This is a genomic window from Saccharospirillum salsuginis (assembly GCF_014651855.1).
Classification (GTDB): Bacteria; Pseudomonadota; Gammaproteobacteria; order Pseudomonadales; family Natronospirillaceae; genus Saccharospirillum; species Saccharospirillum salsuginis.
Genome location: NZ_BMXR01000001.1, coordinates 445,790 through 460,719 on the forward strand (window position 1 = coordinate 445,790; position 14,930 = coordinate 460,719).

The window sequence follows — 14,930 nt, forward strand, 5'->3', positions numbered from 1 at the left end:
ACTGCATCACTCCACGGCCGGAACGGCCCGTACTGCCAGCCGGATCGAGCACATCAACCGCGACGTTTACCGGCCGGTATGGCCTTGGGGAATCCGGTCAGCAGCGACAGCGCCCGCAACGCCCGCGCGACGGCGGACATGAGCAGCAGGCTGAAGCCGACCAGGATGACGGACTTGATCAACCAGCGCATCGGCAAACCACCCGGCGCGCCGGAGACTTCATTGATCAGGTAACTGCGCTCCACGAACGGATAGGCGTAGATCAGGATCAGTACGCAGAACGGCGCCAGCAACAACATCATGCCCAGCAGTTCAATCCAGGCGCGCTTGCGCGCTGACAATTGTTCCGCCAGCACATCCACGCGGACGTGTCCGTCTTTCACCACGGCGTAGGACAACGCGATCATGAAACCGATCGAGTACAGGTGCCATTGCAGTTCTTCGAGCGCCACGAAGGTGGTGTCGAAGAAATAACGCAGAAAGACGTTGGCCACGACCAGCGCCAGCAGGATGATCCAACTCCAGGAAAAAAAACGGCCGAACGCATCGACAATGGCTTCAAGGACATTGGAAATCCGCGTATGCGGATACGAGACAACGGTGGGGCCATGCCCCACCGCCTCCTCGATTTTGTCGGGATCAAAATCGAACTGGCTCATGGATTAATCCAGGTGATAGTCGCGCGGCAGGTAGCCGTAAGTCTTCCAGATGGCGTGTTCGGCCTGGAATTCCTTCATCGAGGAGTAGACCCGGGCGAACATTTCGTCCTGCTCGGAGTACTTCTGCATGACCTTTTCGGTGGCCGCTTCGAATTCTTTCAGAACCGATTCGTCGTACTGGTGCAGGTTGACACCCAGCTCTTCGAATTCGTTCAGGGCTGCACCCTGCAAGGCTTCGGCCTTGGCGATGGCGGCGGCGTTACCGGCCATGCAGGCGGTCTCGATCAGGCTCTGGGTCTGGGCGTTCAGGTCGTTCCACTTGTCCAGGTTCACGTAGAGGTACTGGTTGGTGGACGGCTGGTGCCAGCCCGGCAGGTAGTAGTGCTTGGCGACCTGATAGAAACCGAGTTGCTTGTCGATGATCGGCAGGGAGAATTCGGTCGCATCGAGAACACCGGTTTCCAGCGCCTGGTACAACTCACCACCCGGCAGAACGTTCACAGACATACCGAATTCGGACATGATTTCACCGCCGAGACCGGCCGCGCGGAATTTCAGACCCTTGAAGTCTTCAACGCCATTCATTTCCTCGGTAAACCAACCGGCGGATTCCGGGCTGATGGTGCCGCACAGAATGGGGTGTACGTTGTAGGGTTCGTACAGTTCTTCGAGCAGTTCCTTACCGCCGTGGTGGTTCATCCAGGCCAGGAATTCCTGGGATTCCAGACCGAACGGCGTGGCGCCGAACAAGGCGGACGCGGGAATCTGACCCCACTCATACCCCATCCAGGAATAGCCGGCCGGAATGTTACCGGAGCTGACGTTGTCGAAAATCGACAGCGCGGGAACCAGCTTGCCGGGTTCGAAGGCCTGCAGGGTGACGCGGCCGTCACTGACGTTGGAAACCATTTCGGACACCAGCGGCATGGTGTCGCCGAGTGCGGTCAGGGAAGAGGAAAAGGCCATCGGCACTTGCCAGCGAATGCGATCGAAATCGGCCATGGCCACGGGCGCGGCGGTTATGGTACCGGCGAGCAGCAGGGTGGATACGGTCTTCTTCATGAGATTACTCCACTTGTTATCGTTGTTGTGGGCACGGGGTGTTTCCGTGCCAGGCGCTTGCATCCTAGGCGTGGAGTAAGATCCTTGGCTGTCGTACCTTGGTAGGAGGGTTGGCTATGAGGCTTGGTTGCGGGGTTGGTGGGTGGTCCTGCTTTGGTAGGAGGCTTATTTTTTTTGGTGCCAGTCGTCTGACTTTGCTGGGTTGGCTCTGGTGCCTTTGGTCCGCAACCGGTGTCGGGGGTAGCCAATTCGAGGCCGCGCGGGATGCCGCCCACTCAACCCATCCATGGGGGCTTAACTTCGGCAATCCCTGCCTCAGATATCCTCGAATAGGCTACCCCCGACACCGTTCGCTTACAGCCGTACCACATTATTCTTCCATTTCCCTTTTATTTCGTTCTCCCATAGGTAGGGCAGAAGAGCTCAAAGCGATATCTGCCGTTTAGTGCCGTGCCACCGCAACAAGCACAAGTCGCGGGGGATAGCCCTGCCAGGGATGTCGGTAGTCATGTAGGGCGGAAGAGCGAAGCGTTATCCGCCATTCCAAACGTGGCAAATAGGAAGCACCTGCCACCACACAACACGGCAGATAACGCCTACGGCCCGATGTGTCGGACCACTTCTGCCCTACGACTATACGACGGTGGTTCCGTTGCAAGCGCAGGGTGCCGGGGGTGGCCCTGTCGGGATATCGGCCGCCCGGATGGCAGCCGTCAAGCCCCCATGGACGGGTTTATGGCGACCCCGACAGGGCCACCCCCGGCACCCTGCGCGTACCAGTGCCTACCAACCCAACACGGGTACAAACATTTACCACCTCCAGCTTGAAGCCGTTACCCATAAAGCTACAATACGGCCCCTTTTCATCCGCACCAGCATCGAGGCACTCATCCCATGTCGACGCAGACGTTCAACCCCCGCGAAGGCCAGTCCACCGGCAGCCATGGCCGCATTGGTTTTGTCAGCCTGGGTTGCCCCAAGAACACCGTCGACTCCGAGCGCATCCTCACCCAGTTGCGGGCCGAGGGCTACGACATCGTGCCGTCCTACCACGACGCCGATGTCGTCATCGTCAATACCTGCGGTTTTATCAATTCCGCCGTGCAGGAGTCGCTGGACACCATCGGCGAAGCCCTGCGCGAGAACGGCAAGGTGCTGGTGACGGGCTGCCTCGGTGCCAAGGAAGACGACATTCGCGAAGTGCATCCCAATGTGCTGTCGGTGACCGGTCCGCACGCTTACGAGGCCGTGGTCGGCCAGGTGCATGATGTGGTGCCGCCGAAACACGACCCCTTTATTTCGCTGGTGCCGGATACCGGCATCAAGCTGACGCCCAAGCATTACGCCTATCTGAAGATTTCCGAGGGCTGCAACCACCGCTGCAGTTTCTGCATTATTCCCTCGTTCCGGGGCGATCTGGTCAGCCGGCCCGTAGGTCAGGTGTTGAGCGAAGCCGAGCGGCTGGTGAACAACGGCACCAAGGAACTGCTGGTGATCTCGCAGGACACCAGCGCCTACGGCGTGGACCTCAAGTACCGTACCGATTTCTGGAACGGCAAGCCGGTAAAAACCCGGATGAAGGAGCTGTGCCAGGAACTGGGCAAGCTGGATGCCTGGGTGCGGTTGCACTACGTCTACCCTTACCCGCATGTGGACGAGATCATCCCGCTGATGGCGGAGAATGGCATTCTTCCGTATCTGGATATCCCGTTCCAGCACGCGAGCCCCAAGGTGTTGAAAGCGATGAAACGCCCGGCCCATTCGGAAAAGGTACTGGAACGGATTCACCGCTGGCGGGAGATTTGCCCGGACATTACGCTGCGTTCCACCTTCATCGTCGGTTTCCCGGGCGAGACTGAGGAAGATTTCCAGATGCTGCTCGACTTCCTGGAGGAAGCCCAACTCGATCGCGTCGGCGCCTTCAAATACTCCAATGTCGACGGCGCCGCCTCGAAAGAGCTGCCGGATCAGGTGGACGAAGCCGTCAAGCAGGAGCGACTGAATCGCTTCATGGCCGTGCAGCAGCGCATCAGTGCCGCCAAGTTGCAGGCGAAGGTGGGCACCCGTATCGAGGTGATCGTCGACGAAGTCGTCGAGGAAGGGGCCGTCGCCCGTTCCAAGGCGGATGCCCCGGACATCGACGGCCAGGTGTTCCTGGATAACCAGACTCACCTGAAACCGGGCGACCGGTTGTGGGTCGAGGTCGAAGAAGCCGACGAATACGACCTCTGGGCGCACCCGGTGGCGTGATATCGGTACGACCGATGCCGCGCAAAACCGCGCTACTCACGGTCAACCGGTCGTCCGTTCAGCGGACTCATGATTGTGCCCGGCTCTTTGTGCCTTTCGCCACTGGCCCGGCGTCGACCCATAGTGCTTTTTGAACTGCCGAATGAAATGGGTCACGTCCTGCCACCCGACCTGCTCGGCGATGTCCGCCACGGGCATTCGAGTATGAAGCAAGCGGAGACTGGCTTGCTGCAGACGATTGGCGATGATCCACTCCCCCACGCTGGCACCGGTAGCTTTCTTGACCCGATCGGTTACGTAGGCGGGGCTTCGATGCACGACCGCCGCCACGTCGGATAAACTCAAAGGCTCGCAGCAATGCTGCTGCACATAGTCCAGCACACGCTCGACCAGCCCTTCACCCATGCGATGACTGGGCCGCATGACATCCGAAAGTTCGGCCATGATCAGACTCAGCAAGCTACTCTGCCGATCCAGATTGGACGTCGACACGGTTTGTCCCAGTCGATCGATCTCCTCGAAGTAGGCGCTCAAAATCGGCCGTCGTTCCACTGGAATCGTCACAGCGGGAAAAGCGCCCAGTTTGACGGCCCGGAACGGCGCCATCTGCGGATCCTCCCGGGTCCAGCCCAGACAGTGCGGGCAGAAGGACAGATGCCACAATTCCAGGTCTCGCCCCGTCAACAACCGATGCGGGGCCCCCGCCGGGATCACGATCGCCGTACCGGCGCCCATCGACAAGGTGTCACCTTGCTCCATCGATAACTCGCCGGACAACAGAAACGAGACAATGTGCTCGGCATGGTGCGCCTGATCGTGGGGCGCAAGCGTCGGCATCCGGTACCGGGCAACGGTCAGTGGCGGGTTGAGATCCAAGGTTTCACTCCCTTCAGGCTTCGCGCTGCAGAATCGAAAGATACGCCGATTTTTACCGAAGACGCCCTCTCCCGCAATCCCCCAGGCCCGCTTAACCTGTATGTACACCCTACAGCGGAGCATTACAGATGTCGCACACTGAACAGACCGAGCGTTGGACGGACACCGAGGCGCAGTGGTACGCCGACAACTACGGAGATTGGCCGACAACCCGGATGCCGTTGAATGCGGTCGAGTGGCACGGAGACGAAACAGTGGTCGATCTGGGCTGTGGCACAGGCAGCAGCCTGCGCCACCTGACGACACTGTGCCCTTCCGGGCGGCTGATCGGTATCGAACCCACACCGGCCATGCTCGCGATTGCGCGCAAACAAACCGATGAAGCGGGGCTATCCGATCGCATCGACTATCAAGCCGGGGCTGCCGAAGCCATCCCGGTAGCCGACCGTTGTGTCGATACCGTTCTGGCGTTCAGCACCTATCACCATTGGCAGGACATCGACGCCAGCCTGACGGAGATCACCCGCGTACTCAAACCGGGCGGGCGCTTGTTGCTCTCGGAAGAACCCGAGATATTGAACATGCACGGCTTCACCCTGGCTGAGATCGAAACCCGCTTGAATCGAGCCGGAATGTCGATCGTCGGGACACAGCGGCTGCGCGAAGCCCCGGCGGAATGCGACCTCATCGTAGCGGCCTGGCCCGCCTGAATCATATTCAACCGCGAGACGGACAGTACGACTCGGGCGTCATCTCAGCCTCTAGACGTACTGGCCCGCACACCAACCGCTGGCCCAGGCCCATTGGAAGTTGTATCCGCCGAGCCAGCCGGTCACGTCCAGTACCTCGCCGATAAAATACAGGCCGGGTACCTGTTTGGTCTCGAACGTTTTGGACGAGACCTCATCGGTACTGACACCGCCCAGCGTCACTTCGGCGGTGCGGTACCCTTCGGTGCCAGCGGGTACGCACGACCAATGGTGAAAGGCTTGTTCCAGCGCCGCCAGGTCCCGCTTGCTCATTTCGGCGATCGGTTTCGCCTGAATCTGTTCCAGTTCCGGGTTGATCGCGAGCCAGGCCTGCACGAAACGTTTGGGCAGTAGCCGGGCCAGCAACGTCTTGAGTTCGGCCTTTTCACCGGATTCGCGCCATTGCAGAATTCGGGCTCCGATGGACTCCGACGGTAGAAAGTCGATCTCGACACCCTCCCCCGGCTGCCAGTAATTGGTGATTTGCAGAATCGCAGGGCCACTGAGGCCACGGTGGGTGAACAGCAGTGCCTCGCTGAAGCTTTGTCGATCGGTGGAGACGCGCACCGGTAGGGAAACCCCGGCCAGCGACTGAGCCAGTTCCAGGCGTTTCCCGGATAAGGTGTAGGGCACCAGGGAGGCTCGACGTTCGGTCAAGGCAAGCCCGAATTGTTCGGCCAGTTGGTAGCCATACCCGGTAGCGCCCATCGTCGGAATCGACGGCCCGCCGGTTGCGATGACCAGAGACTCGCAGCCGAAGGTCCCCTGACTGGTCGCCAGCTTGAACCGAACCGGGCCCTCACCCGTCAGACGCTCAACGGACTCGACGCTGCATCGGGTCCGGATATCCACACCGCCAGCCTCGCATTCGGCCAGCAGGATGTTCAGGATATCCTTGGATTTGTGATCACAGAACAGCTGACCCAACGTTTTCTCGTGATACGCCAGATCGTAACTCTGCACCAGAGCGATAAAATCGAAGGGCGTGTAACGACTGAGCGCCGACACACAGAAATGCGGATTATCGGAGACGAAGTTATCCGGTTCGACGAAAGTGTTGGTGAAATTGCAGCGGCCGCCGCCGGACATCAGAATTTTCTTGCCGACCTTGTTGGCGTGGTCCAGCACCGCCACACGCCGACCGCGCTGGCCGGCCACGGCCGCGCACATCAGGCCCGCCGCGCCACCGCCGATGATAATGCTGTCGAACTGCTGCATGAACGCTACCCCAACCGTCAAACGGCGCGAATGATACGTGATCGGGATGGGATTGTCGCAGAATCAGACGGCGAATGCCGCCGGATAACAAGCGTGAGGCTCAGTGAGGGCTATTCAGCGGCGCCCTTGACCTTGCCGCGCAATGCTTTGGTCTGGCCGCGCTGCGATTTCCGGTCCATGCGCCGGCGCTGGGATCCCTTGGTCGGCTTGGTCGGTCGGCGCTTTTTCTGGGTCACCATGGCGCTCTGAATCAACTGTTTCAGCCGTTCGAGCGCATCCTCCTTGTTCTTTTCCAGCGTTCGGAACTGTTGCGCCTTGATCACCACCACGCCCTCCTTCGAGATGCGCTGATCGGACAGGCGCAACAAACGCTCCTTGTAGACGGCCGGCAGGCTGGAATTGGGAATATCGAAACGAAGGTGAACGGCGGTCGCCACCTTGTTCACGTTCTGGCCACCGGCGCCCTGGGCCCGGATCTGGGAGAAATCCAGCTCCCAGTCGCCCAGGGTAACGGTGTTGGAAATGCGCAGCATGATACAGCGGTTCGGTTAAGAAAGAGGCCGGATCACACCATAAGACCGGCCCGGGTTCAAGCGGCTGTCAATCGTCCGGCAGTTCAACCACCTGCTGGCCACCGCCCCAGCCGTGCTCAAGATCCCGCCCCTGAACGACCACGCGTTGATAGTCTTCGGGAATGGAAATGCCATACAGACCTCGGGTAAAAGGTTGTTCGTTGGCATGGTGGTGCAACAACTGACGCACACCAAAGACGGTGCCGTCTTCACTCATCACCCGAAATGCATCCGCATACCGCTGCGGTGAATCGTAAGGTGACGACAATGTGACACTGAAGTCATATCGATGCGCGCCGCTTTGCTCGACGGTCACATCAACAACATCCGGATAGGTTTGATCGCTCTGGGCGATCGCGTTTGACAATATAAGGCTGGAGAACACAGTACAGGTCAGTACAAACGGCAGTCCCAGTCGTTTCATCGTCAATTCCCTCTGTTTGTGGTTCGCCGTTAGGGTAACAAACTCACGGCACTCTTGTAGAGGCTTGTCTTCGGCAACTGTTAATGAACGTCTTTTCGTTGTTCGGCTTCCTGGGCCAGAATGCGTTCAGCATCGAGTGTACCGATTGGAATGTCGGTGCGAGTCGGAATATCACCACTCAGTTGCAGCGCAAGATACCGCATGGCACACACGCGAAGAAAGGAAGTAAAGTTGCCTAAATCATGACCAGCGTCGATGGATTCATGATACAACCGGGTGATCATTTGCGGCACGTTCATGTCATCGCGCGCGGCGATTTCTTCCAGTATCTTCCAGAAACAATTTTCCAGCCGGACACTGGTCACCATGCCATCGATTCGCAACGAATGAGTACAACTGACCCAAAGGTCAGGGTCCGCATTAACAAACAACTTACACATGGTGGTGCGCTCCGGTTTGATTCTGTGGTTTGTTGGTACAGTGCCAGGGTCCGTGCTCGATGTCGGGTATGCTCTTCCAGGGGCCGCTGTGAACCCATCCATGGGCGCTTAACTTCGGCATCCATGCCTCAGATGCCCCTTCCAGAGCATACCCGACACCGACCACTCGCTATCATGCCAAATACCACCTACAACATCAGAGTGTTATTGGAGTATCTGGCACCACTGTCAGCGACGGATGCCCGGGTTGCTCATTCGGGGATGTGCGAGGCATGGATGCCGAGGTCAAGCCCCCATGGATGGGTTCACGGCGACCCCGAATGAGCAACCCGGGTAGCCGGCGCGAACCCTGGCACATATCCAACTTTATTCAGCCTCCCAGGACAACCATAAACTGCTTCAACCAAGCTGGGTGGGCAGGCCAGGCGGGTGCGGTAACCAGTTTGCCGTCGGTGATGGCGTCGTCCACGGAAATGTCAGCGTAGTCAGCACCGGCTTGCTCGACTTCTGGGCGACAGGCCGGATAGGCTGAGCAATGACGACCGCGCAAGACACCGGCCGCGGCCAGTAACTGGGCACCGTGGCAAATGGCCGCCACCGGTTTGTCGTTGTCGAAAAAGTGCTGAACCATGGTCAGTACCCGGTCGTTCAGACGCAGGTATTCCGGTGCGCGACCACCCGGAACAACCAAGGCATCGTAGTCGGACACGTTGATGGTGTCGAAATCGGCGTTCAACGCGAAGCGGTGCCCCGGTTTTTCTGTGTAGGTCTGGTCGCCTTCGAAATCGTGAATGGCGGTGGCGACCGTATCGCCGGCTTTCTTCTCCGGGCATACAGCGTGTACTTCGTGGCCACAAGCCTGCAGCGTCTGGAACGGTACCATGGTCTCGTAGTCTTCGGTGAAGTCACCGGTGATCATCAGTATCTTGGCCATCTCGATTCTCCTTCTTGTTCAGTCCGGATGGACAGCGTTTGGGGACAGGATAGATACAGCACAGGAAGGTTAGCAGGGAAGTTCGAGCGGCGGGTATTAACGGGATACTACGAAACGGTGGTCAGCCGACACTGGGATAATCCGTCTCGCCCGCCGAGTCGTCGCTCAACTGGCGCAACAGGGCGTCGGCCGAATCCGGTCGACCGAACAGGTAGCCCTGGTAGGCCAGGCAACCGGCGGCGGCGAGCCAATCTTTCTGGGCCTCGGTCTCCACGCCTTCGGCGATGACATCCACCTCCAGGCTGTGACCCAGGCCGATGATGGTGCGGGCGATGGCGCCGGCGACGGAGTTGGTCAGGATGTCGGCTACGAACGACTGGTCGATTTTCAACTGAGCCAGGGGCAAGCGTTTCAGGTACGCCAGGGAGGAATAGCCGGTACCGAAATCATCGAGTGCTACCTGAACACCGATGTCCTTCAGAGCGGTGATCTTGTCGATGGCATCGTCCAGGTCGTCGATCAACATGGATTCGGTCAGTTCGATTTTGAGTCGCTCGGGCCGGGCACCGGTCAGGTGCAACACAGCCTCGATCGAGGCGACGAAATCGTCGGAGCGGAATTGCCAGGCACTGACATTGACCGACAGGGTCAGCGCTTCGGTCGTGGAATCTTTCGACCACGCATGCAACTGGGAACAGGCCGTTTTCAATACCCATCGACCCAGGGGTTGAATCAAACCACTGGATTCGGCGACCGGTATGAATTCGCCCGGTGAGACGACACCCCGCTGCGGATGCTGCCAGCGCAACAGGGCTTCGGCGCCGATGATGCGTCCATTGGCGTCCACCTGAGGCTGGTAGACCAGAAAGAAGTCTTCCCTATGTATGCTGACGCGCATGTCGGCTTCAAGCTCCATGCGGGACTGAAGCACGGTCTGCATGTCGGACGAATAGAAACAAACCCGGCCCCGGCCGGTTTTCTTGGCCTGGTGCATGGCCAGCTCGGCCTGTTTCATTAAGGTGTCGAGGCTGTAATCGGACGCATCGTCCGACAAGGCGGCACCAACACTGGCTGTGCAGTGGTACGTGAAGTCATCCCAGGCATAATGCTTGCGCAGAAGAGTGAGTACCTGGTCGCACAGGCGTTGTGTCGTTTCATTCAGGGTGGCGGACTCAAGGCCGGTCGCCAGAATGACGAATTCATCGGCGCCCAAATGGATAAGATGGCTGTCGCCCGATAATAACGACTGCAGTCGCCGACTCACTTCCCGCAACAGGTCGTCACCGTACTCGTGACCGTGGTAATCATTGATGTTCTTGAAGTGGTCGATGTCGATCACCAGCAAGGCCACGCCCTGGTCCGACTGTCGATCCCGAACCCGGTGTTCGAGATGGTCGAACAGATAGGCCCTGTTGGGCAGTCCGGTCTGGGAGTCGTAGTAGGCCAGTTGGTGTATTTTCTGTTCGCGTTGTTTTTGCTCGGTGATATCGGTCGAGATACCGCACAGGGCATAAACCTGGCCATCGCTGTCCCGCAAGGGAATTTTGACGGACACGTAGGTTCCTTGAATCTGACCGTAGCGCATCTGTTCTTCTACGGAAAGTGGCTGACCGTCGGCGATGACTTTGCGGTCGTTGGTCAACAATTCCCGGGCCGTCTCCGCATCGAGCACGTCGCTGTCGTCCTTGCCGATCAGTTCGTTTTCGGTCAGCTTAAAATTGTCGAGCACTTTCTTGTTGGCGTAAACATAGCGGCCATCGCGGTCCTTGATGTAAATAAAGGCGCCGACGCTGTCGAGAATGGTGGCCAGCTTCTGTTCACTTTGCCGCAAATCCCGGGTTCGGTCCGCGACCACGCGCCTGAGCCAGAATACGACCCCGACGGCAATGAACAGGAGCACCAGAGCCGCCACCAGCATGCCGATCAGCCGGGGCGAGACCAGGGGTTTGGGCGGCAGGGTTTGCCAACGATCGAGAATGTCGAAGTACACCGAGTCCGGGTCGAGACGCCATTGCGACAGCTGCATATCGATGGCGGACAGAACTTCGGGGTTAAGACCTTGTCCGGTGGCGAAATACAACGGAACCGGCTGGAACACGATCGGCGTCGCCACCAGTTCGAACCGGCTGGCAAACAGAGCCCCATATTGATGGTTGGTGATGGCGGCGTCCACTTCGCCAACCTGAACCCGTCGGAACGCTTCGGGGTAACTGTCGACGCCCACCAGTGTCACGTTGACGCCGAACCCGTCCAACAGGTCGGTAAAACCCGCTTCCTGTATGGATTCATCGAGAACGGCCACGCGCCTGTTTTCGAGTTGAAAGATGGAAACCAGGGACGCATCCGCCCGGGCATAGAGTTGCGACCAACTGTTCAGGGCGGGCTGACGGTGAAAATCATAGACATCGGCACGGGCATCGCTGTAGGCGACATCGGGCATCAGATCGAGCTCGCCGCGGTTCAGCATGCGCAGACAGCGGGTCCAGTTACACGACTGAAATTCCAGGGACCAGCCCTGTTCGCGTGCGATCGCCGTCAGCAGATCGACGAACAGCCCGGACGGACGGCCCTGTTCATCGAAGAATATTTTTGGTTCGTTCTGGTAGACGCCGACGGTCAGGGTCCGGGCAGCGGCCACCTGGACGACCAGCATGGTCATCAGGAGCAGAGAAAAGAGCCAATGTCGTTGGAGCGGCATGACAGCCCCCTCGTATTTCAGAATTCTTTCACCGGCATCGACAGTACCTGTTGCTCCGTCCAAGGTGCGGGCGGTTTCGGTCGTTGAGAATAACCGTAGAGCAATAATCCGAAAGAGCAACCGATGATAGCCAGCCACTGCACGGCGGTGGGCAGTTCGCCCAGCAAGGGTATCGCCAGCAAGGCGGTGACCGTCGGTACGAAGGCCATGAACAGGGCGCTGCTGATCGATCCCAGTTCGCGGATGGTAAAGCCGAGCAGGAACAACGCCAGTACGCTGACCACCACCCCCTGGTAGGCCATCTGCAATCCGATGTCGGTCCAGAGAGCGTTCGAGAGATTGTGGGGCAGCCACCACCACAACGGCACACACAACACGGCGTTGATCAACGGCACCCAGGCCAGGATTTCCTTGAGCGTGACCTGCCAGTATTTCACCGCCGTCATGTAGACGGACATGACCCAGGCCGCGCCGAACAGCAGAGCAATGGCGGTCCAGGGTACCTGTTGTCGCATCAGGTCGGGGACGACCATCAGCGCATTGGCGGCCACGATCATCGCCACGGCGATCCAGGCCCACCAGCGTAACCGCTGGCGCAACAACCAGACCGCCAGCAAACCGCTGATGATGGGCAGAGTGCCGTTCACCAGTACGCCGACATTGGCGGCCGGGCTCGCTTTCATGCCGTAGAAACTGAACAGGGTATAGGGGAAACCGCAGCCCAATGCCACAACCAGCGCTCGCCCCAGCGGCAATCGACGCCAGTTGTAGCGCAGCGACCAGGGCAAGGTGCACACCGCCGCCGTGGCGAAGCGCAACAGGGTGATGTCCGCCGGCGTCAGTTGGGTGTGCACGCCCAGACGCGACAGCACGATCCACCCGGACCAGATCAGCACCACGACCAATCCGCTGAGTACCGCCAGACGGCGCACGGCCCGATCGGACAATCCACGTGACTTGTCGGTTTCCGCCATGCGTTCAGTTCCTTGCCTGGTGACTGATGTGTTCGGTGCCCGACGCTAACACAGAAAGGCCTGAACCTTGGTTTTCAACTGCGCCATGCGACCGGTCAGGTGTTCGCTCGCCGCCCGAGCCTGTTCGGCCAGCGTGCTGGCCTGCCCACCCTGCTCGGAGAAATGCCGCAACCCCTCGTGCACGGACTGGATCGAATCCTGTTGTACGGCGGTGTCGCGGGCGATCGCCCGGTTCATGTCGAGTACTTCCAGGAAGCGCTGACTCAGGGCCTCGAGCTCCTCGCGGGTGCGGTCCAGGCTTTCGAGCCCGGCCTGGCTGCTGCCGGCACTGACCTGCAACTGGTCCGCGACCTGATTACTGGCGGTGCGCAGATTGTCGATGATGCCCTGGATTTCATTGGTCGAATCCTGGGTGCGTTGCGCCAGTTTGCGCACTTCGTCGGCGACGACGGCGAAACCGCGGCCGTGCTCACCGGCCCGCGCCGCTTCGATGGCGGCATTGAGCGCCAAAAGATTGGTCTGCTCGGAAACGCCCTGAATCACATCCAGCACATGCAGCACTTCATCGCTGTGCTTGAGCAGTTCGTCCATGCGTTCCCGCGCCGTCAGCATGTCCTGTTCCAGTTTGCCGATAGCGGTGTGACTGCTTTCCAGTTGCTGACTGGCCGAACGCAGCGCCTCGCTGCCGCCTTCCGAGCGTTGCCCGGCCTCGACGGCGTTGGACGCCACTTCCGACACCTTGCCGGCGATGCCGTCCATGGTGGACGCCACCGTAGCCAGTTCGGTCCGGTGTTGCTCGAACGCCTCGGTGGTGTGGCGGGCGCCGGAGCTGAGTTCGGAGGCGATGCTTTCGGCATGGTCGCACCCTTCGCGCACTTCGCCCAGGGTGTCCCCCAGGCGGGTCAGCAAGTGGTTCAACTGCGAGCACAGTTCGCCGATTTCGGCCCGGTCGGAGGTGGTGAATCGTTGCCGTAAATCCAGCGACTCGGTCACCGCCATGACCTGATTGCGCAACGCCGTCAACGGCGACACCAGAGCGCGGGCCATGGGGTACAACAACGCCAGACCGAGCAGCAACAGCACCGCCGCCACCATCAAGGTAACTTTTTGGTTGTCGGCGATGTCGGCCCGAATGTCCGTCGTCGGCACTTCGGCGACCAGATACCGTTGCAGGCTGGGGAGCCAGACCGAACCGACGAAGGCTTCCCGGCCTTGCCAGCGGGTCTCGAAGACCCGGGCATCGCCGCCGCGATTGTCGAGCAGTTGGCCGGCCTGTTCCCGGCCGGTCAGGTTCAGCGACCCGGCCTGATCGGCATCCGGATGCACATCGACCAGTCCGCCGGGTTGCACCAGCATGACCTGGCCACTGTCGCCGATGCGGTAGTCGCGGATCATGGCCGCCAGCTGTTCCATGTTCATCGCACCGCCGGCGACATTGAGTGGTCGCCCCTGGCGGTCTTCGAACTCGCTGCGGTAATTGACGAACATCAGCAACTGGTCACCGCTGAACGCGTTGGTATCGAGGTTCAGTTCGTACGATTGACTCCGCTCGACGAACTGAAAATACCAGGCGTCGTCCGGGTTGTCGCGGGACATGACGCGCGCGTTCAGCGAGCCGTCTTCATAAAACAGAATGCGCAATTCGTCGCCCACGCGAATGGACATGAATACGGCCGAGGCCTCCAATGACGACTGGGTTTGCGCCATGGCGTCACCGATCTCGTCGAGACGGCCTTCGGGTGCACCCGCGCGTATCCAGTCGGCGATGAAGGTGTTGTTGGCCAGGGCTCCGGAGCCGGCCAGTGCCAGATTCAACCGCCCCTGGATGGACGCCGCCATGCCGTTCAGGGCGGTGGGCAGCTCCTCGGTTTGCAGACGCGTCAAACGGTCGCGGGCGGACAGGTTGGATTGCAGGACAACGACCAGGATCAGAACGGTCGCCAATATCAGGGAAGTGGCCGCGAACAGGCGGGTTCGCAACGCAAGTCGGTTCCAGAACGTCATCGTCGGTTCCTTTGTGGATACTACAGGGATCGAGTCCTTGTGGCTGCGTCACATCCCGCGCGCCCACCAC

At 59.7% G+C, this 14,930-nt stretch carries 13 protein-coding genes; 2 read left to right on the forward strand and 11 right to left on the reverse strand.

Annotation, left to right across the window (positions count from 1 at the left end; all coding sequences use genetic code 11):
• Window positions 1–53 precede the first annotated feature (53 nt).
• The gene (locus IE111_RS01895; protein ID WP_189606791.1) at window positions 54–659 is read right to left on the reverse strand and encodes a TRAP transporter small permease subunit; all 606 of its coding nucleotides are present in this window, start codon (window positions 657–659) and stop codon (window positions 54–56) included.
• 3 nt (window positions 660–662) lie between these two features.
• Entirely contained in the window at window positions 663–1,721 is a 1,059-nt protein-coding gene (locus IE111_RS01900; protein WP_189606792.1) for a TRAP transporter substrate-binding protein, read from the reverse strand.
• A gap of 894 nt (window positions 1,722–2,615) precedes the next feature.
• Between IE111_RS01900 and rimO the strand changes: the two genes are divergently transcribed.
• Complete coding sequence (rimO, locus tag IE111_RS01905) at window positions 2,616–3,971, forward strand: 30S ribosomal protein S12 methylthiotransferase RimO (RefSeq protein WP_189606793.1); 1,356 nt, start codon at window positions 2,616–2,618, stop codon at window positions 3,969–3,971.
• A 42-nt stretch (window positions 3,972–4,013) separates the two neighbouring features.
• Here rimO and IE111_RS01910 read toward each other — a convergent pair whose 3' ends face one another.
• A complete protein-coding gene (locus tag IE111_RS01910) occupies window positions 4,014–4,847 on the reverse strand; it encodes a helix-turn-helix domain-containing protein (protein ID WP_189606794.1) in 834 nt (277 codons plus the stop codon).
• Window positions 4,848–4,975: 128 nt separating this feature from the next.
• Between IE111_RS01910 and IE111_RS01915 the strand changes: the two genes are divergently transcribed.
• Window positions 4,976–5,557 (forward strand): class I SAM-dependent methyltransferase, encoded by a 582-nt coding sequence (locus IE111_RS01915; RefSeq protein WP_189606795.1) that lies wholly within the window; start codon window positions 4,976–4,978, stop codon window positions 5,555–5,557.
• A gap of 51 nt (window positions 5,558–5,608) precedes the next feature.
• On the opposite strand, the gene IE111_RS01920 is transcribed toward IE111_RS01915, so the two are convergent.
• The 8 genes from IE111_RS01920 to IE111_RS01955 form a co-directional block, all read right to left on the reverse strand.
• Window positions 5,609–6,814 carry a BaiN/RdsA family NAD(P)/FAD-dependent oxidoreductase gene (locus IE111_RS01920; protein WP_189606796.1) on the reverse strand — a complete coding sequence of 402 codons (1,206 nt, stop codon included), beginning with the start codon at window positions 6,812–6,814 and terminating at the stop codon, window positions 5,609–5,611.
• Between the two features lie 110 nt (window positions 6,815–6,924).
• Window positions 6,925–7,347: an alternative ribosome rescue aminoacyl-tRNA hydrolase ArfB gene (arfB, locus tag IE111_RS01925; RefSeq protein WP_189606797.1), complete on the reverse strand. Its 423-nt coding sequence runs from the start codon at window positions 7,345–7,347 to the stop codon at window positions 6,925–6,927.
• Window positions 7,348–7,414: 67 nt separating this feature from the next.
• Complete coding sequence (locus IE111_RS01930) at window positions 7,415–7,810, reverse strand: hypothetical protein (RefSeq protein WP_189606798.1); 396 nt, start codon at window positions 7,808–7,810, stop codon at window positions 7,415–7,417.
• Between the two features lie 80 nt (window positions 7,811–7,890).
• Entirely contained in the window at window positions 7,891–8,250 is a 360-nt protein-coding gene (locus IE111_RS01935; protein ID WP_189606799.1) for a ribbon-helix-helix domain-containing protein, read from the reverse strand.
• A gap of 370 nt (window positions 8,251–8,620) precedes the next feature.
• Window positions 8,621–9,184 carry a DJ-1/PfpI family protein gene (locus IE111_RS01940; protein WP_189606800.1) on the reverse strand — a complete coding sequence of 188 codons (564 nt, stop codon included), beginning with the start codon at window positions 9,182–9,184 and terminating at the stop codon, window positions 8,621–8,623.
• A gap of 121 nt (window positions 9,185–9,305) precedes the next feature.
• The gene (locus IE111_RS01945) at window positions 9,306–11,882 is read right to left on the reverse strand and encodes an EAL domain-containing protein (protein ID WP_189606801.1); all 2,577 of its coding nucleotides are present in this window, start codon (window positions 11,880–11,882) and stop codon (window positions 9,306–9,308) included.
• Window positions 11,883–11,899: 17 nt separating this feature from the next.
• The gene (locus IE111_RS01950; RefSeq protein WP_189606802.1) at window positions 11,900–12,856 is read right to left on the reverse strand and encodes a DMT family transporter; all 957 of its coding nucleotides are present in this window, start codon (window positions 12,854–12,856) and stop codon (window positions 11,900–11,902) included.
• Window positions 12,857–12,901: 45 nt separating this feature from the next.
• The gene (locus tag IE111_RS01955) at window positions 12,902–14,860 is read right to left on the reverse strand and encodes a methyl-accepting chemotaxis protein (RefSeq protein WP_189606803.1); all 1,959 of its coding nucleotides are present in this window, start codon (window positions 14,858–14,860) and stop codon (window positions 12,902–12,904) included.
• Window positions 14,861–14,930 lie beyond the last annotated feature (70 nt).

Bases quoted from the DNA above. Each gene is read 5' to 3' on its own strand.
- IE111_RS01930 (WP_189606798.1), bottom strand. From the start codon at position 7,810: ATGAAACGACTGGGACTGCCGTTTGTACTGACCTGTACTGTGTTCTCC.
- IE111_RS01935 (WP_189606799.1), bottom strand. From the start codon at position 8,250: ATGTGTAAGTTGTTTGTTAATGCGGACCCTGACCTTTGGGTCAGTTGT.
- IE111_RS01945 (WP_189606801.1), bottom strand. From the start codon at position 11,882: ATGCCGCTCCAACGACATTGGCTCTTTTCTCTGCTCCTGATGACCATG.
- arfB (WP_189606797.1), bottom strand. From the start codon at position 7,347: ATGCTGCGCATTTCCAACACCGTTACCCTGGGCGACTGGGAGCTGGAT.
- IE111_RS01920 (WP_189606796.1), bottom strand. From the start codon at position 6,814: ATGCAGCAGTTCGACAGCATTATCATCGGCGGTGGCGCGGCGGGCCTG.
- IE111_RS01900 (WP_189606792.1), bottom strand. From the start codon at position 1,721: ATGAAGAAGACCGTATCCACCCTGCTGCTCGCCGGTACCATAACCGCC.
- IE111_RS01915 (WP_189606795.1), top strand. From the start codon at position 4,976: ATGTCGCACACTGAACAGACCGAGCGTTGGACGGACACCGAGGCGCAG.
- rimO (WP_189606793.1), top strand. From the start codon at position 2,616: ATGTCGACGCAGACGTTCAACCCCCGCGAAGGCCAGTCCACCGGCAGC.
- IE111_RS01940 (WP_189606800.1), bottom strand. From the start codon at position 9,184: ATGGCCAAGATACTGATGATCACCGGTGACTTCACCGAAGACTACGAG.
- IE111_RS01895 (WP_189606791.1), bottom strand. From the start codon at position 659: ATGAGCCAGTTCGATTTTGATCCCGACAAAATCGAGGAGGCGGTGGGG.
- IE111_RS01955 (WP_189606803.1), bottom strand. From the start codon at position 14,860: ATGACGTTCTGGAACCGACTTGCGTTGCGAACCCGCCTGTTCGCGGCC.
- IE111_RS01950 (WP_189606802.1), bottom strand. From the start codon at position 12,856: ATGGCGGAAACCGACAAGTCACGTGGATTGTCCGATCGGGCCGTGCGC.